At 36.2% G+C, this 26,421-nt stretch carries 29 protein-coding genes and 1 pseudogene; 5 read left to right on the top strand and 25 right to left on the bottom strand.

Annotation, left to right across the window (positions count from 1 at the left end; translation table 11 throughout):
• The first annotated feature begins 15 nt into the window (after positions 1-15).
• Positions 16-1,035 carry an alpha/beta fold hydrolase gene (locus BVC89_RS09005; protein WP_086930875.1) on the top strand — a complete coding sequence of 340 codons (1,020 nt, stop codon included), beginning with the start codon at positions 16-18 and terminating at the stop codon, positions 1,033-1,035.
• Between the two features lie 283 nt (positions 1,036-1,318).
• On the opposite strand, the gene blaOXA is transcribed toward BVC89_RS09005, so the two are convergent.
• The 8 genes from blaOXA to BVC89_RS08970 form a co-directional block, all read right to left on the bottom strand.
• On the bottom strand, positions 1,319-2,122 hold the full coding sequence (gene blaOXA / locus BVC89_RS09000) for a class D beta-lactamase (RefSeq protein WP_425428389.1): 804 nt from the start codon (positions 2,120-2,122) through the stop codon (positions 1,319-1,321).
• A complete protein-coding gene (locus tag BVC89_RS30065; protein ID WP_173780716.1) occupies positions 2,046-2,279 on the bottom strand; it encodes a hypothetical protein in 234 nt (77 codons plus the stop codon). Before BVC89_RS30065 ends, blaOXA begins: the two co-directional genes overlap by 77 nt.
• Positions 2,263-2,442 carry a hypothetical protein gene (locus BVC89_RS08995; RefSeq protein WP_086930873.1) on the bottom strand — a complete coding sequence of 60 codons (180 nt, stop codon included), beginning with the start codon at positions 2,440-2,442 and terminating at the stop codon, positions 2,263-2,265. The genes BVC89_RS30065 and BVC89_RS08995 overlap by 17 nt, the downstream gene beginning before the upstream one ends.
• A 42-nt stretch (positions 2,443-2,484) precedes the next feature.
• Entirely contained in the window at positions 2,485-2,673 is a 189-nt protein-coding gene (locus BVC89_RS08990) for a hypothetical protein (protein WP_086930872.1), read from the bottom strand.
• A 620-nt stretch (positions 2,674-3,293) separates the two neighbouring features.
• Positions 3,294-3,857, bottom strand: coding sequence for a ParB/RepB/Spo0J family partition protein (locus BVC89_RS08985; protein WP_086930871.1), 564 nt, complete (start codon positions 3,855-3,857; stop codon positions 3,294-3,296).
• Positions 3,858-4,049: 192 nt separating this feature from the next.
• Positions 4,050-4,730, bottom strand: a complete 681-nt coding sequence (locus tag BVC89_RS08980; RefSeq protein WP_086930870.1) for an ion transporter — start codon at positions 4,728-4,730, stop codon at positions 4,050-4,052.
• Between the two features lie 206 nt (positions 4,731-4,936).
• Complete coding sequence (locus tag BVC89_RS08975) at positions 4,937-5,380, bottom strand: hypothetical protein (protein ID WP_086930869.1); 444 nt, start codon at positions 5,378-5,380, stop codon at positions 4,937-4,939.
• Positions 5,381-6,201: 821 nt separating this feature from the next.
• Positions 6,202-6,678 carry an Lrp/AsnC family transcriptional regulator gene (locus BVC89_RS08970; RefSeq protein ID WP_086930868.1) on the bottom strand — a complete coding sequence of 159 codons (477 nt, stop codon included), beginning with the start codon at positions 6,676-6,678 and terminating at the stop codon, positions 6,202-6,204.
• Between the two features lie 124 nt (positions 6,679-6,802).
• Here BVC89_RS08970 and BVC89_RS08965 point away from each other — a divergent pair, with 124 nt between their 5' ends.
• Both BVC89_RS08965 and BVC89_RS08960 read left to right on the top strand, forming a co-directional pair.
• Positions 6,803-7,849, top strand: coding sequence for a pyridoxal-phosphate dependent enzyme (locus tag BVC89_RS08965; protein ID WP_158657857.1), 1,047 nt, complete (start codon positions 6,803-6,805; stop codon positions 7,847-7,849).
• A gap of 15 nt (positions 7,850-7,864) precedes the next feature.
• On the top strand, positions 7,865-8,485 hold the full coding sequence (locus BVC89_RS08960) for a glutathione S-transferase N-terminal domain-containing protein (protein WP_086930866.1): 621 nt from the start codon (positions 7,865-7,867) through the stop codon (positions 8,483-8,485).
• 68 nt (positions 8,486-8,553) lie between these two features.
• Here BVC89_RS08960 and BVC89_RS08955 read toward each other — a convergent pair whose 3' ends face one another.
• Positions 8,554-9,684, bottom strand: a complete 1,131-nt coding sequence (locus BVC89_RS08955; RefSeq protein ID WP_086930865.1) for a hypothetical protein — start codon at positions 9,682-9,684, stop codon at positions 8,554-8,556.
• Positions 9,685-9,826: 142 nt separating this feature from the next.
• Positions 9,827-10,315, bottom strand: coding sequence for a hypothetical protein (locus BVC89_RS08950; protein WP_086930864.1), 489 nt, complete (start codon positions 10,313-10,315; stop codon positions 9,827-9,829).
• A gap of 1,232 nt (positions 10,316-11,547) precedes the next feature.
• Between BVC89_RS08950 and BVC89_RS08935 the strand changes: the two genes are divergently transcribed.
• Complete coding sequence (locus BVC89_RS08935; protein WP_086930861.1) at positions 11,548-11,883, top strand: hypothetical protein; 336 nt, start codon at positions 11,548-11,550, stop codon at positions 11,881-11,883.
• A gap of 22 nt (positions 11,884-11,905) precedes the next feature.
• Here the strand turns inward: BVC89_RS08935 and BVC89_RS08930 are convergent, their stop codons facing one another.
• The 14 genes and pseudogenes from BVC89_RS08930 to BVC89_RS08850 form a co-directional block, all read right to left on the bottom strand.
• The gene (locus tag BVC89_RS08930; protein WP_086930860.1) at positions 11,906-12,163 is read right to left on the bottom strand and encodes a hypothetical protein; all 258 of its coding nucleotides are present in this window, start codon (positions 12,161-12,163) and stop codon (positions 11,906-11,908) included.
• Between the two features lie 509 nt (positions 12,164-12,672).
• Positions 12,673-13,206: a hypothetical protein gene (locus BVC89_RS08925; RefSeq protein ID WP_086930859.1), complete on the bottom strand. Its 534-nt coding sequence runs from the start codon at positions 13,204-13,206 to the stop codon at positions 12,673-12,675.
• Positions 13,207-13,724: 518 nt separating this feature from the next.
• Entirely contained in the window at positions 13,725-14,267 is a 543-nt protein-coding gene (locus tag BVC89_RS08920) for a hypothetical protein (RefSeq protein ID WP_086930858.1), read from the bottom strand.
• Positions 14,268-14,437: 170 nt separating this feature from the next.
• On the bottom strand, positions 14,438-14,635 hold the full coding sequence (locus BVC89_RS08915) for a hypothetical protein (RefSeq protein WP_086930857.1): 198 nt from the start codon (positions 14,633-14,635) through the stop codon (positions 14,438-14,440).
• Between the two features lie 566 nt (positions 14,636-15,201).
• A complete protein-coding gene (locus tag BVC89_RS08905; RefSeq protein WP_086930855.1) occupies positions 15,202-15,822 on the bottom strand; it encodes a hypothetical protein in 621 nt (206 codons plus the stop codon).
• Positions 15,823-16,262: 440 nt separating this feature from the next.
• Entirely contained in the window at positions 16,263-16,460 is a 198-nt protein-coding gene (locus tag BVC89_RS08900; protein ID WP_086930854.1) for a hypothetical protein, read from the bottom strand.
• A 115-nt stretch (positions 16,461-16,575) separates the two neighbouring features.
• Positions 16,576-17,199, bottom strand: coding sequence for a hypothetical protein (locus tag BVC89_RS08895; protein WP_086930853.1), 624 nt, complete (start codon positions 17,197-17,199; stop codon positions 16,576-16,578).
• A gap of 328 nt (positions 17,200-17,527) precedes the next feature.
• Complete coding sequence (locus tag BVC89_RS08890) at positions 17,528-18,484, bottom strand: RHS repeat-associated core domain-containing protein (RefSeq protein ID WP_086930852.1); 957 nt, start codon at positions 18,482-18,484, stop codon at positions 17,528-17,530.
• Positions 18,485-18,996: 512 nt separating this feature from the next.
• Positions 18,997-20,097, bottom strand: coding sequence for an RHS repeat-associated core domain-containing protein (locus BVC89_RS08880; protein WP_086930850.1), 1,101 nt, complete (start codon positions 20,095-20,097; stop codon positions 18,997-18,999).
• 1,112 nt (positions 20,098-21,209) lie between these two features.
• Positions 21,210-22,247 carry an RHS repeat-associated core domain-containing protein gene (locus tag BVC89_RS08870; protein WP_216825117.1) on the bottom strand — a complete coding sequence of 346 codons (1,038 nt, stop codon included), beginning with the start codon at positions 22,245-22,247 and terminating at the stop codon, positions 21,210-21,212.
• A 456-nt stretch (positions 22,248-22,703) separates the two neighbouring features.
• The gene (locus BVC89_RS08865; protein WP_086930848.1) at positions 22,704-23,324 is read right to left on the bottom strand and encodes a hypothetical protein; all 621 of its coding nucleotides are present in this window, start codon (positions 23,322-23,324) and stop codon (positions 22,704-22,706) included.
• Positions 23,321-24,040, bottom strand: coding sequence for an RHS repeat-associated core domain-containing protein (locus tag BVC89_RS08860; RefSeq protein ID WP_086930847.1), 720 nt, complete (start codon positions 24,038-24,040; stop codon positions 23,321-23,323). The genes BVC89_RS08865 and BVC89_RS08860 overlap by 4 nt, the downstream gene beginning before the upstream one ends.
• Positions 24,041-24,503: 463 nt before the next feature.
• The gene (locus BVC89_RS08855; RefSeq protein ID WP_158657856.1) at positions 24,504-24,788 is read right to left on the bottom strand and encodes a hypothetical protein; all 285 of its coding nucleotides are present in this window, start codon (positions 24,786-24,788) and stop codon (positions 24,504-24,506) included.
• Between the two features lie 37 nt (positions 24,789-24,825).
• Positions 24,826-25,509: pseudogene (locus BVC89_RS08850) on the bottom strand (RHS repeat-associated core domain-containing protein); the annotation flags it as partial.
• A 397-nt stretch (positions 25,510-25,906) separates the two neighbouring features.
• On the opposite strand from BVC89_RS08850, the gene BVC89_RS08845 reads away from it, so the two are divergent.
• A complete protein-coding gene (locus tag BVC89_RS08845) occupies positions 25,907-26,143 on the top strand; it encodes a hypothetical protein (protein ID WP_086930844.1) in 237 nt (78 codons plus the stop codon).
• A 58-nt stretch (positions 26,144-26,201) separates the two neighbouring features.
• Here BVC89_RS08845 and BVC89_RS08840 read toward each other — a convergent pair whose 3' ends face one another.
• On the bottom strand, positions 26,202-26,420 hold the full coding sequence (locus tag BVC89_RS08840) for a hypothetical protein (RefSeq protein ID WP_086930843.1): 219 nt from the start codon (positions 26,418-26,420) through the stop codon (positions 26,202-26,204).
• Position 26,421: the final 1 nt, after the last annotated feature.

The raw sequence follows: 26,421 nt of genomic DNA, 5'->3' as shown, positions 1-26,421 counted from the left end.
TTTCACGGAAATGACATGTTAAATAACATTATATTATTAACGTATGCAGTTTTCATTTTTTCTCCTATTGTTGTTTTTTCACAATCACCTAAATATAAGCTACCACAGCCTTATGGCCAGGGAACTTATATTAAGAGCAAGTTTGGAAAAATTTATTATGAAGAAGATGGTATGGGGACGCCGATAATAATGATTAATGGCGGTCCGGGTGCTAGTAGAACTGTATTCTGGGGTGCATTGGACTTTTTAAAAGAACATAATTACAAAATTGTCTATTTCGACGAGACCGGTGTTGGTAGGTCTACAAGAAAAATTAAAGAAAAGTTCTCACCACTCATTACTGTTCACGATATAGAGACCCTTAGACGACATCTTAAAGCGAGTAAAATTGTGTTGGCTGCCCATTCCTATGGTGGCATACCTGCTCTACAGTATGCTTTAAAGCATCCTCAGAATGTAGAAAAACTCATTATGTTAAGCGCTTCTATAGATGGCATTAGCCAACAAATGAATGTGGACGCAGCGAAATACTTGCGCAAAACGTTTTTTCCTCAACAATGGGAGGAGCTAGAAAAAATAAGAGCTAGTGGCATTTCTACCGGACAATCAGAATACTCAAAAAAATTCTACAGTCGCGAAATAGGAAATAAGTCTGATTGGCACGACCCTAGAAATAGAGCCGATCTGAGAAAATACCGTTCATTAGATAAAAGAGATAGGTTCAATATTAATGTATATCTAGATATAGCTGGAAAAGACCCTGAAGTGAAGATCACTGGAACTTTAAAAAACATTATAATTAATAAAGAGATACTCAAGCAGTTTGATATACCTACTCTGATAGTAAATGGAAGAATGGATTGGAAAACCACACCACAAATGGCGTATAGATTCTACAAAATGCTGCCCGAAGGCACCGCAAAACTTAAGTTTTTAGAAGAAACAGGACATTGGACTTGGGCCGAAGAGCCAGAACAATTCATCACTATTATTTCCCAGTTTTTGGCGCTAGATGACGGAATCAAATCTTATTAACAACCCCCTGTTAGCGCGAAAATACCTATATAGATCAGCTTACTTACGAAACCTTACCCAAAACAAACACTTTTTATTCATAAAATGATCAGTTTAAAGTCATTAATAAAGGTAACAATGGTAATACTCAAAAATGCAGAAATTATGTCTTGCTTGTTGACTATACTAAGCAAGGGAATGAGACGGATCACATGAAGTGACCTTTAAATATATAGGCTCCATATTTTCTCTTTTAAAGTATAATGTCTCAAGCGACGTGCCCAACTACAATATTCTAATCGCTTTATTTATTAGTCGGTAAGGCATTAATTGCCAAGAGAATATCTTTAACAATCGCCTGTCTCTTATACAAGTCTTTCATTTTGTTCGGCGTATCAATATTCAAAGCAAAGAATACAGGGCCGGATGGCCACTCTACCCAGCCGACCCACCAGCCGTAGCTACCTTGCCACCCAGTCTTTGCTCGCAATATCCAATTACTGCCAGCTTCCACTATCATAAGATCTTTTAGAAGAAGTAAATGTTGTTTTTGGAAAGGGAGCGTATTTCGATAGAGCTTTTTCAAAAAATCTATCTGTTCATAAGCAGAAATAGCGAGCTTTCCATCAATCCAATAAACTCCCGTATCCGTTCTAGGATCCATATTCCCATAGTCGATCTTTTTTAAGTAATTTTTCGCTTTCTCCTCACCAAGTTGCTTTGCAAAAATTTCGTAAACCCAGAGTGCTGAATATCTCATAGCTGAGCGTAAATTTTGATCCTGATTGTGAAGTTTAAAGCTTCGCTTTACACCATCCCACGGAAATATTTGAAACTCATCTTTTACCAAGCCTGCGTCCAAAGCAAACAGCGTATGAGGAACCTTAAATGTTGACGCAGGGGCGAAACGTTTGTTAGCTCGCTCGGAATTAAACACCTTTACTTCTTGCAAAGAGCTGCGCTTATCTACAACCAGGATTGTTCCTTTTGCGTTGTACTTATCAAAAACTTTAGCCCATTCCAGTTGTTCTTCAGGTTTGCCTTGGGCAAAGCCCATATTTGCCATCGTTATTAAGAATAATATCAGCAGTTTGAAGTTCATCATTATGATCTTTCGTCCCACGTTGTAATATTAGGTGTAGTTTATGAAGTGCTCCCTTAAAATAAAATAGCGTAACCGTCCGAAAGAACCATGGAGTGAAGGATATCCCCGTGATGGCCTTATTAAGCGCCTTACTATCCGTCTTACTAAGGGTGTTCGCCATAATTCATTTCCTCAAGTCGAGGCCCCTCTTCATACCACTCGATCTCCGATATTTCAGAATCGCTATACAGGACGGTATCAAGCTCTAATAAAAGTGACTCCAGAAACTCTTTTGGTAAAGGTCTTTTTAACAGTTTATCAAGAAAGTTAGGCTTCAGTTTCATTAAAACCTTTCATATATTTCCTTCTACATGACCACATGCACCTTATATTTTTTCGTTTATCGGCTGACCTAAGGAGAGAATGCAGTAATAGTTATCATCAAGATAACCAAGCTTAAAACTAGCATCGATTTTTTCTAGAAGCCATTTGGCAAGCTCTTCGCCAGTAGAAGGCTCACCATCATCTTCTGGTGGTTTGAATTTATAGGTTTTGAATCTTACATGCGTTCTCATTCTGAGATACCTATTTTGCTGCGGCGTAGAGAATGTCACTGTAACTGCATTTTATGCTAGGGGCTGTTGACACTAATGGAATCACTGCTACTCACTTTTCAGCCTTAAGAAGCAGAGACTTCAACCACAGTGCATGTTGGGACATGACCCCAAGGCGCAGGGCTTGTATTATATGTCACCGTGATTGTCTTTTGCGCCATTTTAGCAGCTAACAATAGAGAAATGGAAGTTGTATCTTCAGGCGCAACGTATAATAGGCTACAACCAGACTCTAGAGGCATACTGAGATCGAAGACTACATGGTTACGTGCAGCTACAACAGTTTGCGCTTTGGGAAATGTTCTATAATTTTTAACTGTTCCCGTCGCGGTTAAGGCAAGAGAATAATTCGATACAATTAATGTTGCGATGAATACGCTTGATATCCTTTACGTAATAATTCATTGGCTAACGCCTGTTTTTCAGGGTCGGATTATTCAGCGACTGTACTTTGAACAAAAAAACTATTGCAATAACCAGCATATTTTTCATATGTATAGCCAATTTCTGGATAAAAGGCGAGAAAAAAGGATTTCTAGTAAGCTTAATCACTGCTTGTTGCAGGCGAGTTTTAACATATATTACGCATTTTTCCATTCGACAGTTAGTAATTTATCAATCTGATTTTTTTCTGCCGGTGCAACATAAATAGGAATTTTTTCTTGTGTAAGCTCTTTTGCAATTGCATATCTGTGATGTCCCCCTTGTAGTATAACCTCTCTATCACTTATTGATTTTACAAGTGGTGGAGAAATTGGTCTATTTTCTGACAAGTAAATAACTAACCTTGCCAACTTGGACCGGGAACCAAGCTGCCATAGCTCACCATGATCCCTTCTACTGCAAATATGCAGAATCGAATCAAATTCTTTTAAAGAAACATACCCAAGAAGAAAACCTTCTGGATGATCATTTTCAAACTGTTCTTGAGTTACTCCATCTAATGAAAAACGTTGAGACGAACTTGACACATCCCAATTAAAAATAATATGAGGCCATTCACTCGATACCTTATTCACATATTTTTTAGACTCTTCATAGATTCTCTGATTAAGTTCAGCGATAGCCTTAGCTTCAGTTGGATCTTCGCCATCTAGAATAGCTAATATTTCGTCGTGTATCATTTCTTCAAATTTCTCGCTCACCCTTCCACCCCTAACAAATAAAAATTGAATTAGTAAATCAGCGTAAATAAATTGTTAAAATATTTTCAAGGGTCAGAATTAGTTTACTTTAGTTTTCTGTACTACACCCGCTAAATTTTTATTAACCTCCCGGGTTTTTTAAATATTAATATCGGAAAATTATATAAACCTGATGTTAGCATATCCATGTTTTCACTTGTTTAGTGATATTTTTTGATCAGCGACATTGCCAAAATTTACACGTCTATTTATTAGCCAAGCTATAGTAATAGCATTGAAATATGCAAATAAAAGTAAGCCAACTTTATTGAGGATGACTGTAAACACTATACCGACACTTGATTGAGCTTGGCTTATGCTGATCTTAGCATTCATTATATTTAAAAACGCCCACCACAAAGCATCTTCAGCTGTTTGTATAGAACCACCAGCATCTCGCTCATATTCAAGGATCATGCTCGCGCATATGGTATATGCCAAGAATGTAATTAACAGTACCACCAGTGTAAAACTCTGAAATTTACTCCTTTGTATAGATAAGATTAAAACTTTTATAGATTTGATAGTGCGAAGGAAACGTAAGATGCGAATAACTTTGGAGATACGAGCCCAACGTAAAGGGTCAATTACAGGAATAGAAGATATAAAATCAAGCCAGCCCCATTTTATATAAGCCAGCTTACTGTCGGCTCTATATAAGTTTACAAAGAAATCACCAAGAAAAAGGATACAAATAGAAAAATCTATATATTGCAGAACTAGCTTGGTTTCTGTGTCTTTGATAAAGAAAGAACCCAAGAATACTACGACCAAGATGTAGATACTCAATATGAGCATGAACATACTATAAATTGGTTTACTATTTCCGTTCATTTCTCGTTCCTATCCGTTAGCAGTTGTAACTAAAGTCAAATATGTAAAATATTCAATCTAAATAGCTTAACACCTATTACTCAATATTAAGGTAGTAGACTAGTTTTTCCGCTTTTCAGAAACGCAAAAAACTACACTATGGCATATTAAGATCAAAAAACAGCCACTTAAAATAGCGTTTAGTTAATTGACCTGCTATATAGTTTTTAGCATGCTTCTATTACATAACTATCGTTATCTGATAGACGTGTGAAATTTAGGACTAACTGGGCTTGTCTAGCTTTACGCTTGAATAACCCCTTACATTTTTTCACTTTTCCAAATGGCAAATAGAGCGAATAGTATGAACCATTTATCCCTGTATCTTCTAGCAAAATAGCTCTCCTTAAATTTGGAAATGGAACTTGACCAAAAGATTTAGTATCTAAACTGTAATTTTCATTACCAATTATAAGTTCGGCAGATTTTAGGAAATCCGAACCCTCTTCACCTTCCGATCTGAGATAAATTTTAAATGGCTCCCCTCTATGCAAAACTCCTTCTATCTTAGATTCTATTTCCAAATATTTGTTATCTACAAAGAACGCCTCATTTCCAAAGCAAGATATTGACAACATAGTGATAATAAATATAGGCAAAATTTTTTTCATAGTATGAGTATCTTGTTCAGAATTCCTGTTTATTCAACAAAATCCACCTTTCGATATTTTAACGCAGCGGTAAAATGTGGCTATGTAGTTGGTTGCTCTGTAGTAGCATAGTAATTGTTTTATCAGAAAATTATATCCAATACACCTTTAATCAACTTCCCACTTAGATAAACACTAAGCAACATTCATTTATTTACATAGCTAAGTGAAAAAATTTAATCGAAATTGATAATAAAAATCAGTTTCTTTTTTATAACTTTCATATGGAGATTGACTATTAAAGAAAAGCGCTTTTTGATAGGAATTTTCGTAAATACTTAAGTAGCCAAACTCTAGCTGAGTATATGCAAATTTTGAAAATTGAAAGAAATTAACCCATGAAGATTTATATTTTATTTTCTTTGAAAAACAACACTTGACTCTAGTAATACAGAGAGAGGTAATCACGAGTATATGACCTCCATATCTATTATATTTGACTATAAAACAACTTACTTTCGTAGACGCCATCTTGACATAAATCACACAAGAATGAAATATAAACTCACTTCTCAAAAACGCCAAAGTTAAATTTTAAACGCCATTTTTATATGGATGATTGATTCTAAACACTAGCAATAAAAAGATGTTATAGTGAAGGCTTTAGATGCATGCTATTTATTTCTTGAAAAACTATTCTAGAACACATACAACCACTTTATATCAAAGCTATACAGTGAATGCCTTATTAGTGTTGATTTCTATTGCCGAGATTATTGCTATTACTTTAGCTACTACGTGCTATAGTAGTAAAAATAAAACTATTATCTAAAAATCTAATTTTAACTTTCTATATCAATAGGCACGGAAAGGCTCACTTTAGTTCTGTCCATGACAACGGATGTGCGAAATCGTCTTACATTAGAGTTGTTGAAAAATAATGTGTGGGTTAGATCTTCAAAATCTTGCATATCCCGTGCAATACACATTAATACAAAATCGCCTTCTCCCGTTACATAGTAACATTGTTGAACCCTCGCATCCTTGCGTATTGCACGCTTAAAAGCGTCTAGTTGGCTCACACTTTCGCGTTCCAATTCAACTGTTACGATGAACGACATTTTTTGGTTAAGAGCATTAGGCTTTAAAACCGCAACTTCTCGATCAATAATGCCTTTCTTACGCAGTTGCCTTAGACGGCGCTGTACGGACGCAATCGACAAATGACTGACATCTGATAGTTTTTCCAAACTGAGTGTTGCATCTTCCTGTAGGTGCGCCAGTAAGATTCGATCTGATTTATCAAGTTTGTCATTCATAATCTTTTATTCATTAAATGAGGGGAAGCGATCAAATAATATCATAAAAAGCAATTTTTCGATCATTAACGATCACTTCGAGTGTGTATTATTTAACCATTACAGACGACCCTGGATTATGTTGATGATAAGTTTTAAGCCTAACCCTCAAAAGCCACTTTCGTTTTTTCAACAGTTGACCGATTATCAAATAACGCCAACGATCAAAATAGAAATATCTTCGGATATAGAACTTATCGTTAAAAATGAAGGGGAAAGGCTAGGACTCGGGTCATTTAAGGGCTTGGGAGGTATGTATGCTGTTGCTCACTTAATTTCAGACCAATGGGAAAAGATCTATGGCAAACCTTTAGAAACATCTGAAATTTTCACAAAGACTATACGTGATATGGCGTCGTCTCTGTGTTTTGTCTGCGCAAGTGCAGGCAATCATGGTATTGCAGTCGCTACAGGGGCTCGTCTACTGGGGGCAAGATCACGTGTGTATTTATCAGAATCAGTGCCCGCAAGCTTCGAAAAAGATTTATTAAAACTCGAAGCGCAAGTCATAAAAAAAGGAAGTACTTACGAAGCGTCTATGGAAGCAGCTATCGCAGATGCTAAGCACACACAGGCAATATTGCTCGCTGACAGCTCATGGCCTGGCTATCACTATCCACCATCCCTAATTATGGAAGGGTATACTGTGATTGCTGACGAGCTTCGAAGAGAGTTTGAACAAACCGATCACTGGCCAAGCCATGTGTATTTACAAGCAGGTGTCGGCGGCTTTGCTGGTGCAATGACATATATGATACGCCACAGCTGGCAGACTCAACCCAGCATTTATATTGTAGAACCTGAATATGCGCCTTGTTTAAAAGCAAGTCATGAAGCTGGAAAGCCCACAAGCGTTAAAGGATCCATATCATCCATGGGGCGACTCGATTGTAAAAACCCATCCATTATTGCATTTAATATTTTACAACATAGTAATGTTCATTATTTAACGGTTTCCGAAAAGGAAGCCGAGGCAGCAACTCACCAGTTACAGCAACATGGGCTTATTACAACACCATCAGGAGCAGCAGGATATGCGGCATTTATTAAAAATAAATTTTCGCACGCATCCCAAGCAGAAAAAGAGTTTAAGCCAATAATTTTTATTACAGAAAATAACCATATTAAATAATACAAAGGAGGCCCTATGAAATTACTTTACCAAACCCATTCCCCTTTCGCGCGAAAAGTACTTGTATTTACGTATGAAATAGGACTAGAAAAAAATATTGACGTTGTACATCATGAGACAAGTCCAACAAATAGGAATGAAGATGTTTATAGACTTAACCCTTTGGGTAAGGTACCTATTTTAATCACTGATGACAACAAAATTATTTTTGACTCCAGCGTTATTTGCAATTATTTAGATGGTTTGCACAATAAGCCAAAATTAATCCCACAAAGCAGGGATCATCAAATCGAAGCTTTCCGCATCGAAGCTCTGGCGGATGGTATGTCAGAGATCGGCATTCAAGCTAGATGGGAATCTGAACGTCGACCAGAAAAGCTACGTTACCCAACACTTTATAAAGGCCTTAGTGATAAACTAATAAGCAGTTATCACTATATTGAAGACACTGTCGACTTAAATAATATCCCTATGCTGGCTCAAATTGCTTTAGCCACCTCCTTAAGTTGGCTAGCATTTCGAGAACTGCTTCCTTTCGATAAAGGATATCCTAAATTGATAAGATGGTATAACGATTTTATACAACGTGATTCGATGAAAGCCACAACACTCACAGGAGATACACATGACGGTTGAAGAACTATAATTTTCTCTGGGACGGGTAAACAATCGAATACGAATATCCTACATAGGTTACATTTCAACTAACTAATCGGCCAGCAGGAAGGCCTTGGCCCGTATTTCCCTTCTTTATTTAAAAAAGCCGCAACACTAATACCAAGATCAACTGCGCAATGCTGTTTTGCTGATTTGTCAGCAGCGTCCTCATAACTTGCATCTCGAACAAAGTTTTTAAATGATTCCCAGTCTTCAGACAAATGCTGAATAAGTATTTGCGCTAATTCGTAAGATAGGGTCATCGAGTCACCATTCATTTGGAAGGAGCGCCCTGACCAGAAGTCTTGAATCCTATCCTCAGACCAATATTCTCGATGTTTTCGCAACAGAGCTTCCGGTTTGTATATAGGGCGACTTGTGCTGACTAATCGTTGCTCGGTATTAACCGCTAGCCCTTCATCAACCCAAACAGGTAGTGCATAATGATTCAGTGCACTATGAGTTAATTCATGAATCAAGGTTGCCTCGAGAATATACAAGTCTTCATTGCGAGCGACAAAATGAGGAATCGGAATTCGAATGAACATCCCACCACTTATGGCTTCCTCGCTAGACTCATACTGAGAGATATACTGGTAATAGGAGTCGTTATCATCAAGAAGAATCAAAACACTCTTGTCTGCCTCATCAAATTGACATATTCCTTTTAGTACCCGTTCTATCTTCGCTCTAGATTTATGCAAAAATTCAACCGTAGTATTTATTTCAGAGTCAACCTGAGTACTTAACACTACTACTTCCGAAGTTTCATATAGTCGAAAGTTATCTCCAAGAGTGTCCCTTAAATGAAGTAACCATGCTTTCCTAACTAAGGAATAAGCTTCATTCGAATTCTCTAGAGAATCTAACCAGCTATTAATTTTATCCCAATCAAATAAAGGAGATCCGTTATTATCTTGCAGATCAAACCGGCTGCCATACACCTCAATTTCAGTCGGAGCCAGATCATCAAGGAAAGCACCTAAATTAGCACCAACACCCTGCTTCTCTTCATGAACTCTGAATACTAAGAAAATTAATACGCCTATAAGCGGCATAAACCAAATCGACAAAGTGAAGAGCAATTTTTTTCTTTCACTTTCACTACTTTTTTGTATTGCCAAGCATGCAAACACATTCACAACAAATAGCACTAAAACCAAAAAAGATAATTCCATAAAAAACAATACTTATAATTAAGATGTTAACATTTTAAAATGAATTTAATGAGAGGCCCTGCATTTCTTACAGAGAGGTATCACTGCTCGAAAATGAAGAGAATAGACCTTAGAGAAGAAAGTAGACAACTCATTAATTTCTCTATATGTTTTTCCTGTCATATTCTTCCAAGACTTCAAACAAACCCTTCTGACCATTTAGATAAGAGGATATCAAGATTTTTTTACCATCTGAAAATTCGAATATATGCCAATGAAAGATGTTATTATAGTCAACACGAGCTAGGTCGCTCCAAGCATACTCTCTATGTCCAGACCAAAGACTATAAAATTTTATACCTATCAAATCGTAGCTTCCTTTTGTAAAGTAGTACTCTAAAAACATATAGACAAAACCAATTCCAAAACCAAATCCTGAAAATGCGATAGGTATATCTTGACCGCCATGATTTACAAAAAGCCAAATCCATAGCATACCAGCTGAAAATAAAAAACAAAAAATCGCTACGCTAAGGATAAATCCACCAAAGTATAATTTACCGTCGGTTTCCTTATTTTCCGCTCGACTATAAAAATAACCAACAATAATGGTAGATAGTATGCCACCCAAGATCTTTAAAATTATTTCCATCTAACACACTCAAGTAAATCATTTTTCAATATATTCGTTTACTGATGTAATTTTTAGTTATTTTTACCAAAGCTTTCAACTATTAGTTTATAAGCATAGAACATAGGAGCTATGATATAGATTAAAATGAAATATTCTACCCATATAGGCGTTGGATTTCCTTTGCCAAAAATAACGTCCATCAAAATAACTGTTATAGCTACGTTTCCAATAGATAAAACTGCATATAGAATCTCAGTTACTTTTTTGTTCATTTGAGAAACACACAAAATATTTAAGGCTAAGATAAGTTCTCACAAAGATTATGCTTATTACAGACTACCTATCCAATTACAACAATCAATGCACCTTTTCTTTAGTGTTGGCGTCACTGTAAACATTATCAACCCAGGATTGATGACATCATCGCCTCAAAAGGTCAAAATCAGTTAGTACTGAGGTAAAACTTGTCGCAATTAAATAAGGTATTCGAAACTCTTATATATATTAGTATATATTAGTATATATTAGTATATATTAGTATATATTAGTATATATTAAACAATACCATATGAATACTTACTATGAGCAGTAAAGTGCTACTCACTCAGGCATCCCATTATTAGCATTTAGAGATTTATCTAACCTATGAAAGGTCGAGGCTATAAGCTAAGGTGGAGGTAAACGAAATCAAGAATCAGCTATTAAAAAATTTATCAGACGAAGCAATTATGAAAAAAGATGAAGTTAAATTTCTTCCAAGCAATTTGGATTTTTGTAATATATAATATCGACTTTAAATTGAAAGCATTACTATGTGGAATATGTATCGGTTTATTATTCTAGTTTTTTGTAATTTGTCTACCTTTTTAGGTATGGCTGCATTTATAATTGTACAGTTTATATCTTCAAATGCTAGCACTCATTTTTTAATAATTTGGTATATTATGCTTTCATGTTTGGTTGTTTCTATTATTAATTTGTTTTGGCCAAACACTCAAAAAGTTAGATCCGACCGTCAAGTAGCAAATTTTCTTGTAGAAAACGGAATACTCTTAGACGAGCATAGAGCAAGTAAAAGTAGGCGTATTACTATGGTTCTTATATTAATTTTTTGTTGCGGAGGAGCTTTTTATATGCAATATTATAATACTTAAAATATTTTTTATGCTTGCTTTTTCCACACTACATCAGGAAAATCAAGCAGCTAAGCGATATCAACAAGCGTTTCATCACAACAATTTTTAGAAGGCATGCCTAGAGAATCACATAAATATCAAAATAAAAATTTTCACGAATCAAAAAAAGTTATTAAAATATTCTTCATATTTTCTACTTTAGCTATAACAGGTTTTTTTGTTCTAGATTATATTGACAGACCAGTGTTTATTGGACATATAACCGGAAAAATAATATCTGTATCAACAATCTCAAATAGCCACAGATCTTTCATTGGAATAGAACATGCAAATATAAAATTAGATAACGGGGATGTGATTTATAAAAAGCTAAGCGGCGCTAAAGAAGGCCAACATGTTACTGTGTTTTTATATAAACGAAGAATAACAAAAATCAAACTATATAGGTAACTCACTCCGCTCTTTTTGAGATCTACATCCACCAAGGCCTTTCAATTTTTCCATCTTCAACTTGCTTTTTATAAATTTCAACTACCCTATTTGCTTTTGCTGATACTTTACTAGCCTCAAAAAAAACTATAAATAGAAAACCAATAAGAAGTATCCATTCTATTAGCGAGTTAGACAAAACATTGAAATCTAATATCCAATCTAATACTAGGTATATAGCCAACAAAGTAGTCAGCCTTAGCAATGAAAATAAAAATATACTAAAAACATCTTTATACATTTAAATTATTTGCACCTTAACTATCAAAAAACCGCTAATTAATAAAAAAATAGATTCACTAATACATCAAAAATTATAGGATCAACTAAAATATCTAGACACGCTTCCTGCTACTAAGTATTTGTTAAATAGTACGACTCACTTCATTTTTTTATTTAACTGAATAGAGTACTTTACCAATTTATTTTTAGCGGAATCAATAGCAGTGCAAAATTCACCCATCCCTATGGGCGCGCTCTTATCATCGTATATAATATCTTCCAAAATTACTTCATTATCAAAAAATTTAAAATAACATTAAACTTCATTATTTCAGTCTTTCTAATTTTAAGGTTTCTACTTTCTCCGATTTCTTTTAATATTTTTTTAAAACACACTCTGAGCCATCTGATTCCAAAAACTCATTAAGTAATTGATTTTCCATAATTAATTTAATACATCAGCTTAAATAGGCATATCATTCTAATCATTTTATTATCATATAAGTTTAAACTACATCAGCTCTAATATTATTGTTTATGAACTAACGCTTCATCAATAGAATCCATCAATCTATCAACTCCCTTTAGCAGATAAGGCAGCCTGATATTTACTCCATATTCACAAACAAGAATATAAGAACTCCACATGTCAGATTCATAATAATCAGTAATATTAGACCGTTTTACTTCTCTATACCCTTTAAATAAATCGTACAAATATAGAGCATCATCGTCATAGTAATAATTGGAAACAACAACTTCCAACAGTAAATACACTACACCTATTAGTGCTATAGAAAACAAAATAACGCTACCTATCAGATTCTTACCTTCTGCATTTAAAACAACAAAGAGCAGCAAATCAAATACTACAATTGATAACAGTATAGAAGATAGCTTAAATACAGTTCCATATGTCAAAATTTGATAAGCATTTTCGCTATTATTCTCTACTTTCAATTCTTTTCTCAATGAGAAAAAAGCTAAGAGCAAACCCAAAAAAACACTTATTAAAATAAAATAAAAATCAAAAAATTGGATCTCTAAAATAATTTTCTTCATAAAAATGTATTTATCATAGTTGCTTTTAGCAATTACTATTCTGAATAATCAACTGTAAAAAAATATAAAAAACGACATAGCGTAAAAATTCAAATAGTTCACAAAGCAAGCTATTCAATTATATGACGTTAAGCCTACGTCTCGCTAGTCTAGTTTAAAATACAATACAAACTTGAGCCCACTCTTCACTATTTCATATTTTTTACAAACCAATGTCCTAAATAACTCAGAGATATACTTACTAGAAGCATCAAACTAATACCAAACTATGGAGACATTTCACCTTCATCATAAAACGAAGCGATAAAAGATATAGCAGAGATATTAAAACTTAATATGATACAGAAAATTAACATCACCACTGCCTTACTCTTCTTTCTATTAGTTTTTTTCATAACTATATAAAGTTTTTCATAAACATGCTATTAGAAAGAGCACTTCTGCAAATACCTACCCAAGCTCGGATCATATTATGACTCTATTTTTTTGTTGGTTGGTAGAGTAGCGATATTACACATCTAATTTAGCATTTCGTTAGTTTTGCTTTTTCTGAAGAAAAGCAAACTCATTTGGACTAGTAGAAACGCGATAACACACACTACCATAAATACATATTGCCAATTTAAAACCTCTTTATTTCTTTCAAGGTGCAAATCCCTCATTCTTTCATAGGGAATATAAAAGGAATGGCTACCATAAATTTTAACAGAATACACCCTTTTATAAAGACCAAAAAATATCGGATTATATTCAACGATAATTTTTTTGTCTGTCAAAAAATCTATCTCTTTGCTCTTTAATCTGTAGATGATTAGGTCAAGAGTAACCCTTTTTTCTCCCTGCATAACTAATTCATATCCAGGGTAACCATCTTTTCTTTCGCGTTTCTTTATATTCAATAATAGTCCTGACAACTTCTTTAGCTCATCAGGTTTTGAAAGTGGCATACTATAAAAAATAGCATGCGATAAGAAATATATGAATAATCCAAAAATAAATATACGTGCCCTAGAAAATTCTACTTGGTAAGTTTCCACATAAAATTTTAGTTTATTAATCATCTAAATATCACTTAATATTGTCCAAACTTTAACACATCCACAACTTCCAAATTGAGAATTAATAATTTTTAATTCTTGACCAATAAAGTCTCGCACTAGGCTTTAAAATAACCCACCGACTGCTCCCTACTTGTTGTACCGAAACACTTATTCAGCAGCATACATTATAGTTATTTTTTACCAAAGCTGTTAATTATTAGCTTATATGCATATCCCATTGGTACTAAAATGTAAATAAGAAAGAGGTAATCAGCCCATATGGGAGCTGCATTTCCTTTGCCAAAGATAATATCCATTAAAAAATTTGCTAGAAAAGCATTACTAATGGATAGAACCAAGCATAAGGTAGCGATAGCTTTTTTATTCATAAGATACTTACAAGATAGCATATTATCTAAGGTAACATGATATTTATATATGAGACGTAGTTATTACAGACCATAGTACTATCCGATGTAAAGCACATAACATCTCGAAAAATCTTACTAACACAGTTTAACAAAACATCACACAATTGAGGAAAAAGCACTCTCGTAGGATTAATAAACCCAATTAGATTCTTACATGCATCACCATATGTATTGATCACCCCACTTAAGTATTAGTTTTCATATTTTCTTGCGATATAACCTGCCAATAACCTAGCTACAGTTAAGTAAATTATAACAATAAGAAAAGTCCACCAACTACCTTCAGTTTTTTGTTCAAAATAGCGAATAATTAGAATTAAAGGGAAAGCACTCAAAAAATAAACAACAAATGATAGATTTATATTTTTCACGGGTTACATCCAAAATTTAATAATGAATCTCCACCAAGTTTACTTTGGATAATGAACGTTATCAACTTTTATACAGGGCAGCATTCGAGCCTTTTGAGGCAGGAAAATATCAATGAGAAAAACTAAATAAAAATTTAAAGAGATTGTGTTACTCTAAACTTCAATTAAAAATAGACTCTCAATCTCCTTGCGAAGAGAGATAAAGCCTTCCAAATTCATCATCTCTTCAAAGTCACCATAAAACCTAGCAAATAAAAAACTATCACCTCTTGCTTGAAACTCAACAGGATAATGCTCGAGCACTAATTTTACATTATCCTTAAAAAATAACTCTTTAGAGATTTTTTCTGAGCCATATATATGATATTTCTTCGGAGTGTTACCAATCGACATCAATTTATTTTTCCCTTTCATAGATTTCGTTATGTGAAGTGGTAAAAACTCCACATCCTTTTTAAAATTCAATATCGATACAAAACATATCTTCGGGTAAGAAGCTATATCTAGTTTCAAACACAAAAATGACTCGAAATATTTTACATTTTCATCACTAACAAAACTTAGTGGCACACTAGAAATATTTGCACTAATATCAAATTTATTGATTTTACATTGACTTAAAATATTATCGCCACTCAACTCTAAATATTTTTGATTTTTTAATTCCTCATTGAGAAATAAAATATTTTTAACAAAGTGACGATTATTGTATTTTTTTATCAGATAAAAAATACAAATTGAAAGCGAAAACAACAAAAATAAGGTAATAAGCATTATGATAACTCATTAATTGTGCCACATCCACACTGCCCTCTATTACTAGACTTGATGCCATCATGTTTGTTAAACAAGTTACAAGGTCATCGAGAAAACCAATACCAAACTCACCTTCTGCATCGGTTCTAATGATAACACTATTGCATGCTCTAGTGAACGTTCCAATCCATGATCTTAACTATATTCCTATTGCTATATCCGTAATTCTGCTGCATTGAGTGGATGCCTCTCCAATAACACTGTTAACTACATCAACAATAGCCTACCCATTAGCGGGAGCAGCCGGATCAGCAACCCCAACCAGATGTTTATATATAGCTTCATACGTATTGACCAACCCGCTAGTGGTCCGTCAAAGATGAAACGACAATTGCAGTTAAGTACAAATAGGATAATTGGTAATTTTCCCACTTAAAGTAAATCTTTTAATTTACGAATTACTTCTTACTAAAATTTTCAATTAACAACTTACTTGAATGTCCCATTGGAATTACAATATAAATCATAGCAAGTGATTTAACCCATTCAGGAGCATCACTCGCTGAACCAAAAAACATATCCATTAAAATCGCGGTCAAAATTACATTCGTAATAGACAATAATAAATAAATGACAGTAATTAATTTTTTATTCATTTGACAATCACAAAGTATTTAAGATAAAGCATGATTTTTATATAGACCATGATTATGTCAACCCAAGGCACTAACTGTCCAAACACAAGCAAAATCGCGCCACCTAGACCTAGTGTCATTTTTCTATCAAGCCGCAAACATTAAGGTATAATCGTTTTATATTTATAGACTCAATTTTCGAAAAACTATAAACAATCAACAACTTATCTTTCTGTATTTCAAAATAGATTGGTAAATTTTCGTTGACAAAACCAGATACTTTTCTAATAAATTTCTCATCTAAAGATTTGCCAAATACTCGATAGTCCTTATCATCTAGATTAAGCAATAATTTCTCGTTATTTTTCCTACTAAAATAAGACTTATTATCAAGCTTAGTAATCACCAGGCTTTTCCCTATGTCACCCTTGGTATCTACGATAAAACAGAAAGCATTATGGGTTGAAGCCTGTTTATGGACAACTTTTAAACTAACAAGATACACCCAAAAGTCTAAGTTATTTTCCTTTTTAAGAAAGCAACGAAATACTTTTGATGTAATATTATTCAAGTAAAAATTCTCGTAAATACTTTCCTCAAATACGTTTTCTCCCTGAAATACATCCTGAAAATCAAGATCACTAAGTGAAGAAATATCGATGAGTTTCTTTAAATATGTTTCATTCCTTCTTTTAATATGGACTAAAAAAAAGGAACATATAATAAGAATAGATAAGAATACGTAAAAACCTAAGGGCATCCGCAACCTCCACAAGCTACTAATATAAACTTAAAAAGGCGAACCCCAACCCCATTTCTTCCCATCTTTCCAATATAGATTTCGCTTCGTTACCTTTTCAATTTATCGGATATTCCTTTTGAAACCCCAAGAAAGACTCCAAAAAAAATACGAGCATAGCCACTATACCTGGGAGTTTTAAAATATGTCGATAAGCTTCATTTAAAAAAAATGATCCGCCACAGATAAAACAATAATTATGATTAAGCACAAAATAGAGTAATTAGTAATTTTCCCACTTAAACTATACATATCCATAAACATCACACCATAGAATAAATAAATTACTTTAAGGACACCCACAAGAGCCAGAACTTGATAAACCTGAGTAAACATCTCCAAGCGTGTTATCAATAGCTGACCCTATCCCAGAGCTTACATTCGCTCTTAAAGCGGCATTAGCATCTATTTTTTTAGGTCCTATAAGACCAATTTTTTGAATCAACCGGCCAAAAAAACCACGCTTAACAACTACCATTTTGGGCGGGACTAAAGCACCAAATGCCTTCCCTAAACTACCACCAACGACAGCAAAAGTACTACTTATGGCGGCATTAGTAACATTAACAGAACCGCATGCAATCTTAAATCTAATTGCACTCGCTCCAGCAGCAGTAGGGAACCCCAGAAATAACGAGCCTCTACCACTAATAAAGCCTGCTGCACCACTTTGTATGCCATCATACAGTGCGTTTAGAAAACTGTTTCCGTTAACAAAGTAAGAGTAACCAAAACCGACAACAAACCCTACTGTACCACCAATCGTTTGGGGTGTTATTGGTACAAATAAACCATAAGGATCGGTATGAATCAGCGAATTATTTCTTGCGTAAGCATAAGTATTCGGCCCATCCACTTGTCCCAAAGGATGACTCTGCAAATACCTCCACAACCTCGGGTCATACGTCCTAAAGTAATTGTAATGGGTCCCGGTCTCTTGATCAAAGTATTGTCCGGGGAATCGGAAGTTCATGGTCATGTGTGTGCCATCACCGTCGAGGTGGTCACTGATGATGATAGTGTAGACGCCGGTGGTGTCGACCATTTGTTGTGGGGTGGTGGCACCCGGTAGGTAGTCGTAGCGGCGGGTTTGTTGCCATTGGTTGTTGAGGTTTTGGTATTCGGCGATAAGTTGTGTGCCGTCCCATAAGTAATAGGTGGTGGTGCCATTAACGGTTTTTGAGAGGCGGCGGCCGTCGGAGGTGTAGCTGTAACGCGCATCTAGATTAGCACTGGTGATGTGCACGGGGCGATCAAAGTGGTCGTAGGTAAAGCTATTGTGTTTAAAATAGATATTTCGTTTAATACGGAAAATATCAACGAGAAAAATCAGCTTGAAAGTTAATAATAGCTCGCTATGCGAGCTACTTAAATAAAGAATATTGAAGCCTAAAATTCTTTAATTTATAAACATAAACTCAGAGAGAAAAAGACAAGACCTGACCCTATTTTTCTTCTTCTTTTTTATTGGGAGAGCTTCAAACTAATCTTATTTTCGTTGTTTATTTATGCGATTGAAAATTATGCGCAGCTTTAATTGTGAGCTTCATTGACTTTCTAAAAATGTAAAGAATAGGAAAAATAATAAAACAAGCCCATATCACAATACTTATATTTCTAGATAAAAACCCAAATTGGGTTGAGAAGTTAACGACTGACTCAAAAATTAACATGCCCACAATAAAAATTACTGCCATTGTAAACACTTCGATAGCTAGCCTTTTAAACAAACTTTGATAGAACTTTTTTTTACCTAGATCACGGTCCACAATTATTTCCTGAGTTGGTTGATTTACATTGTATATTTGAAAGAACTGCACCAGCTACTCCACCAATAGTTCCTCCTGCTAACCCGGCTAATCCAACCCCTCCATGTAAGCTCCCCCCAACAACACCAGCGGCAACAGCTCCAGTCATACTGCCAATAGCCCCAGATAAAACAGAGGATGCATTTATAACTGATTGATTTCCTTGAGCTGAGGATTGAACTAAAGCACCAGTAGCATTGGTAACAACGATACTTACAAATGTACCATAGGTATTTGATGCACCACTGCCGTGGCTTATATTCCCGTTATAAGCTGCGCCTACTATTGCTCCGGCACCTGGGCCAAGAGCTTGAGTAGCTTGGTAAGTAACTGCACCTGTAAAAAAGCCCGCAGCAAATCCTCCTAAAGTTCCGCCAACTAATCCAGCTAAAGCACCTAAACCAGTTGGTGCTGTGGCTAAACCTCCGATTAGCCCTCCAGAAACAGCGCCGCCTATGCCACCACTCAATCCAGCAACAACCCAGCCAGGGAGACAAAATTTCAACCCATAAGGATCAATAAGTTTTAATGGATTACCACCAACATAAGCATACGTATTTACTCCGCCTAACAACCCAATCGGATCACTCTGCAAATACCTCCCCAACCTCGGGTCATACGTCCTAAAGTAATTGTAATGGGTCCCGGTCTCTTGATCAAAGTATTGTCCGGGGAATCGGAAGTTCATGGTCACGTGTGTGCCGTCACCGTCGACGTCGTTATCGATGGAGGCTTCGCCGAAGGCGGTGGCGTATTGGCGCCAGACGACTTGGTTTTGATCGTTAAGCATCAGGCTTGGGGTGTCGAGGTGGTCGCTAATAATGGTGTAGACGCCGGTGGTGTCGACCATTTGTTGTGGGGTGGTGGCACCCGGTAGGTAGTCGTAGCGGCGGGTTTGTTGCCATTGGTTGTTGAGGTTTTGGTATTCGGCGATAAGTTGTGTGCCGTCCCATAAGTAATAGGTGGTGGTGCCATTAACGGTTTTTGAGAGGCGGCGGCCGTCGGAGGTGTAGCTGTAACGCGCATCTAGATTAGCACTGGTGATGTGCACGGGGCGATCAAAGTGGTCGTAGGTAAAGCTATTGTGTTTAAAATAGATATTTCGTTTAATACGGAAAATATCAACGAGAAAAATCAGCTTGAAAACTAATAGTAGCTCGCTATGCGAGCTACTTAACCAAAGAATATTAAAGCCTAAAATTCTTTAATTTATAAACATAAACTCAGAGGGCAAAAGACAAAACCTGACCCTATTTTTTCTTCTTGATAAATTGGTTTTTGCAAAACTAATCAAGTCAGAGCGTGAATTATGGATAAGACACCTTGATAGTTTATATATCATAGGTGTCTTGTTTATTGTCTTTAAAAGTAATACTCTTTCCTCTCGTTCTCAAGAATAGAGAGAATGTGCCGTGCTTAGAATTTAGCAAATTCACTGATACTTATTGATAAATTGGTTTTCGCGAAACTAATCAAGTCAGAGCGTTAATTACGGATAAGACACCTCGATATTTTTTATATCATAGGTGTCTTGTCTATTCGAAGTACTTTAATGGTCATGATGATTCGCCTCTGTTGGTTTTGTCACCTACCATCCTAAATCAGGTGGGGAGGCGAGTCATCTCAGTAGACCTGATCCTATTTTTTATTGCGTAGGTGTCTTGTTTATTTGTTGCCGTTATGGGCGGCGGTGTTGTGCTGGATGTTTTTAACATTGATATTGCTATCGTAGGTATAGGTTTTTTGATCCAGCAGGTTGTTGGCACTATATATCGTGGGTGTCTTGTTTATTTAACCAACATAAGCATACGTATTTACTCCGCCTAACAACCCAATCGGATCACTCTGCAAATAACAAACTAGAAATGGCCGTTAACATTGACAGACTTATTCAAAAAAACGGCCACCGGTTATAAAGCAAGTAAGCTATCCAAATCCAGAATGCCACATAGACAAGAATCATTATTACGAAACCTATTGGCTCATCTTCAAAAGTAGGGGACATAGCCTCACCATAATATGACTCTATTTTTCCACTCTTAATAGAGCTTAAAATAAAATACGTTAACCATAAAAGGATTATCGAAAAAAAAACATTCCAAAACATATAGTTTATCTCAGGTTATTAGTAGTCATTGTCGATAATCCAGCACCCGTAAAATCCTAAATAAATTGCTGAGTTGTCACACTTGTGGATTGCGTTCCAGGCTGAGCAAATAAATTGAATTGTTTTCCTGAAAAAGGCGAAACCCAGAGTACGCCGGGTTGTGGCGGAGTTTTAATAGTTGCTAATCCTTTGGCTGGTGCAGCTAGAGCTGTTCCAATACCAAACCCCGCTGCATTTGTAGCTCCAGCAACTAATGCTTGATTGTAATTAATAGGTTGGCATTGAAGCGTTTGATCTATCACACTTCCAACTGTACCTGCCGCTGCGGCTCCACCAAGACCGGCAAGTGTATTTCCTGCTTTACTACCAAAATTTAAAACATGAGCACCAGTTGCCCAAGGTATCGCTGCAGTAGCTGCTCCCACTCCAGCCCCAATTACGACTTGCCTTCCAAGCCCTGACCACGTGAAATTATTGGTAGTAAGAATATAAGCGCCACCATTGACAATCGCACCTGCGCCTGCGCCAATACCAATATGTGCCCACAAGCCATAAGGGTCACTATATTTAAGGGGATTTCCACCAACATAAGCATAAGTATTTATGCCACCTTGGAGTCCAATCGGATCACTCTGCAAATACCTCCCCAACCTCGGGTCATACGTCCTAAAGTAATTGTAATGGGTCCCGGTCTCTTGATCAAAGTATTGTCCGGGGAATCGGAAGTTCATGGTCACGTGTGTGCCGTCACCGTCGACGTCGTCATCGATGGAGGCTTCGCCGAAGGCGGTGGCGTGTTGGCGCCAGACGACTTGGTTTTGATCGTTAAGCATCAGGCTTGGGGTGTCGAGGTGGTCGCTAATAATGGTGTAGACGCCGGTGGTGTCGACCATTTGTTGTGGGGTGGTGGCGTCGGGTAGGTAGTCGTAGCGGCGGGTTTGTTGCCATTGGTTGTTGAGGTTTTGGTATTCGGCGATAAGTTGTGTGCCGTCCCATAAATAATAGGTAGTGGTGCCATTAACGGTTTTTGAGAGGCGGCGGCCGTCGGAGGTGTAGCTGTAGCGCGCATCTAGATTAGCACTGGTGATGTGCACGGGGCGATCAAAGTGGTCGTAGGTAAAGCTATTGAATTTAAAATAGATATTTCGTTTAATACGGAAAAAATCAGCTTGAAAACTAATAATAGCTCGCTATGCGAGCTATTTAACCAAAGAATATTAAAGCCTAAAATTCTTTAATTTATAAACATAAACTCAGAGGGCAAAAGACAAGGCCTGACCCTATTTTTTACATGTGCGGCATCGTTGGCCCAAGTGCGCGCAGTTAAATTACCGGCATCGTCGTAGGTAAAACTTTGTGTTTAAGATAGATGTTTAGTTTAATACGGAAAATATCAACGAAAAAATCAGCTTGAAAATTAATAATAGCTCGCTATGCGAGCTACTCAACCAAAGAATATTAAAGCCTAAAATTCTTTAATTTATAAACATAAACTCAGAGGGAAAAAGACAAGACCTAACCCTATTTTTTCTTTAAAAATAGCTAAATTATTATCTTGTTAATTTATGAATAAATTCATGAGTCGTTTTGTATAACCCTAATATATATTCTGTATTATCTTTTTCAGTTTCACTAAGAGAAAAAACCACAAGACTATCTCCTTTCTGAATTTCAAAGTATCTAGGCCTAATATTATCGATAAAAGAATATAGATTATATGTCAACCGAGGATCAGAAACACAGCCTACATACGCACCGTAACCGTTAGGAAGATCCGATAACATTTGACTTTTAGAAAACCTATCAGGTAATGAACTGACAACCAAACTATCACTTATATTAAAAGACTCTTTAAACAAAAATGATACCTCATTGCCCCCGGTTCCTATATCCTCAATCAAGGAGAAATAAGCATAATCAGAGCTTAACTTACTTACTAAATGAAAAATTCTACCTAGCTCAATTATTTTATTACTAATAAAAAATTTCTTGTTACTCGATAAGAATAGGTCAAATCCAGTATTATTCTCATCGATTTCCTCAACCTTTATATTTCCCCAAATTCCACTACTAAGCTTTAGGCTAAGCATATTTTCACGAATACGGGAAGAAAAATAGCGTATAAAAAAAAACGCAACGAATATTACGAATAAACTAAAATAAAATATCATGGGCATCCGCAACCACCAGATCCAATGGTTCCTTGAGCAGCCTTAGTTCTCAACGGATCAGCTACTCCTGAGGCTGCAGATGATGAGCCCAAACCAAATGCTTGCTGTGCACGAGGAGATGCATTTCTTAGATACCGGCTATTCGCAACAACTCTACCTGATGCAAGGGGGGCAATTCCCCCAACCACCATGGAGGTTATCGCAGAAGCTGGGCTGAAGTTGTTGGCTCTTCCTTGGCTTAATTTTATAGCCAATGATTGACCTACAATATTACTAGCTAATCCCACAATACCTCCAGTTAACATATTTGTAAGAGCTGGCCCTAAAAAGCTTTGACCTGGAATAAACGGCGTTAATGTTCCAATGATTCCTCCAATAGCTGCACCGGCAATTACTGATGCGGCTAACTGCAGGCCTGTTTGGCACTGGGCCATGCCTCCCATATAACCATTAATTGCACCACTAATTGTATCGAGAAGCCAAAATGCAATGAGGGGAACCTCCTCCATAGGATCAGTAAACCGAATCGGATTCTGATACGCATACCCATACGTATTAATCCCCCCATTCAACCCAATCGGATCACTCTGCAAATACCTCCCCAACCTCGGGTCATACGTCCTAAAGTAATTGTAATGGGTCCCGATCTCTTGATCAAAGTATTGTCCTGGGAATCGGAAGTTCATGGTCACGTGTGTGCCATCACTATCGTTCATACTCCTTCCTCTCGTTCGCCAGAATAGAGAGAGTTTGCCGTGCTTAGAATTTAGCAAATTCACTGATATTTATTGATAAATCAGTTTTTGCAAAACTAATCAAGTCAGAGCGTGAATTACGGATAAGACACCTTGATAGTTTTTATATCATAGGTATCTTGTTTATTGAAACCGTTAAAAGTAATACCCCTTCCTCTCGTTCGCAAGAATAGAGAGAATTTGCCGTGCTTAGAATTTAGCAAATTCACTGATATTTATTGATAAATTAGTTTTTGCAAAACTAATCAAGTCAGAGCGTGAATTACGAATAAGACACCTTGATAGTTTTTATATCATAGGTGTCTTGTTTATTTTCAATTTTTTGTTTGTTTTTATTGACTCAAAGCCTAATGGATGACCCTATTTTTCTGCTATTTTTCTGGAAAACAAAATAATGCTACCTATCAAATTCTTACCTTACTTTTCAATGCTCTTCATTTTCAACTTTTATTGATTCTTCTTTTTTAATATTAACAATAAGAATTAACTCCTTATAAACATCAACACAGACATAGATAATTCCGCTGAAAAACAAAATAGTTAATATAATAACGGCAAAAAATTTGGTATTACCACCGATTTGTTCAGAATAATTAGCTATTGGACCGGCCAACATCGCATAAACCAAACAAAGAAGAATCATCTTTATACTTGATAAAATTGTCTTTCTCGCAATTTTAGTTTTTATTATCGAACTATTATTTGTCACAACTACCTCAGAATTAATAAAATGTGGCAGAAAAGCATTATGGTACAGAGCAATTTTGCGGTTGAGAGTTACATTGTATGCCAGACAAAATACCAGCAGAAAATCCACCGACAATCCCGCCAGTTAAACCGCCCCATAGTCCTCCAGACATCAGAGAACTTCTTGCAGAAGATGATATAGCCTGTTTTGTAATTGAAGCAGCAACCACATTACTAGCCTCTGTTACCCATCCCCCAATAGCACCTATAAATACATTAGATGCATTAGATATAGATTGATTACCTGACGAACTTGATGTAATTGCAGACTGGGTTGTCATAGAAACTACTGCTGTTGCTCCATTCCCAACCCAACCCCCAATACCTGTATGAGCCGCACCAACTGCTGCTTGGCCAACACTTCCCAGTGCTTGGCCAGCCGGACCAGGTAATGTACTCACTCCAATATATCCAACAACAGAAAGAGTTGTACCAACAGCCATACCAGTTAATACCGATGCTGCAAAAACCCCTGGTGCAAATGCACCAGAAACTGTAGCTAGAGCAAGACCATTTATAGCTCCCGAGACAGCTCCACCAATTGCACCAGATATACCAGCAATCGCCCAGCCAGGAAGACAAAATTTCAACCCGCAAGGATCAATAAGTTTTAATGGATTACCACCAATATAAGCATACGTATTTACTCCACCTAACAACCCAATCGGATCACTCTGCAAATAACAAACTAGAAATGGCCGTTAACACTGACAGACTTATTTAAAAAAACGGCCACCTGTTATAGAGTAAGTAAGCTATCCAAATCCAGAATGCCATGTACACAAGAATCATTATTACGAAACCTACTGGCTCATCTTCAAAAGTAGGGGACATAGCCTCACCATAATATGACTCTATTCTTCCACTCTTAATAGAGCTTAAAATAAAATACGTTAACCATAAAAGGATTATCGAAAAAAAAACATTCCAAAACATATAGTTTATCTCAGGTTATTAGTAGTCATTGTCGATAATCCAGCACCCGTAAAACCCTGAATAAATTGCTGAGTTGTCACACTTGTGGATTGCGTTCCAGGCTGAGCAAAATTAGAACTTAAACTCGCCACGATTGAGCAAGACATGCACAAAGTCTTGGCCTGTTACCATTTTTTAAACGATGCCACACGAACAGTAATGGCGCACAGTGAAACACCCTTACCCGATGCCCACCACCCATGGCATTTAGGCATCTACTTGCTCCATGAATGGGTGGAGGGGACCAGCCAAGCGGCGATGGAAGAGATACGGCATATCAACCATTGGACAGCGCAGCAAGCCAACGTATTGCAACAGGCAAAAGGGCACCAGAAAAACTAAGGGACAACGAAAAGTGGCTCGCAAAGCGAGCCACTTATTTACCAAAGTATTTTGTTAATTATTTTTTGCCAAAACCTTCAATTATTAGTTTATATGAATATGCCATTGGCACTACGATATAAATAATAACAAAATATTTAACCCACTCTGGAGCCGCACTCGCCGTCCCCCAAAACATATCCATCAAAATAGCAGATAAAACAGCATTTCCAACAGATAAGATCAAGCAGAGCACAGCGATAGTTTTTTTTTTCATTAAATATTTAAATAATAACATA

The sequence above is a fragment of the Agarilytica rhodophyticola genome (genome assembly GCF_002157225.2).
GTDB classification, from domain to species: Bacteria; Pseudomonadota; Gammaproteobacteria; order Pseudomonadales; family Cellvibrionaceae; genus Agarilytica; species Agarilytica rhodophyticola.
Note: the sequence above shows the minus strand (reverse complement) of the source record. Positions and strands in the feature narration are given on the sequence as shown.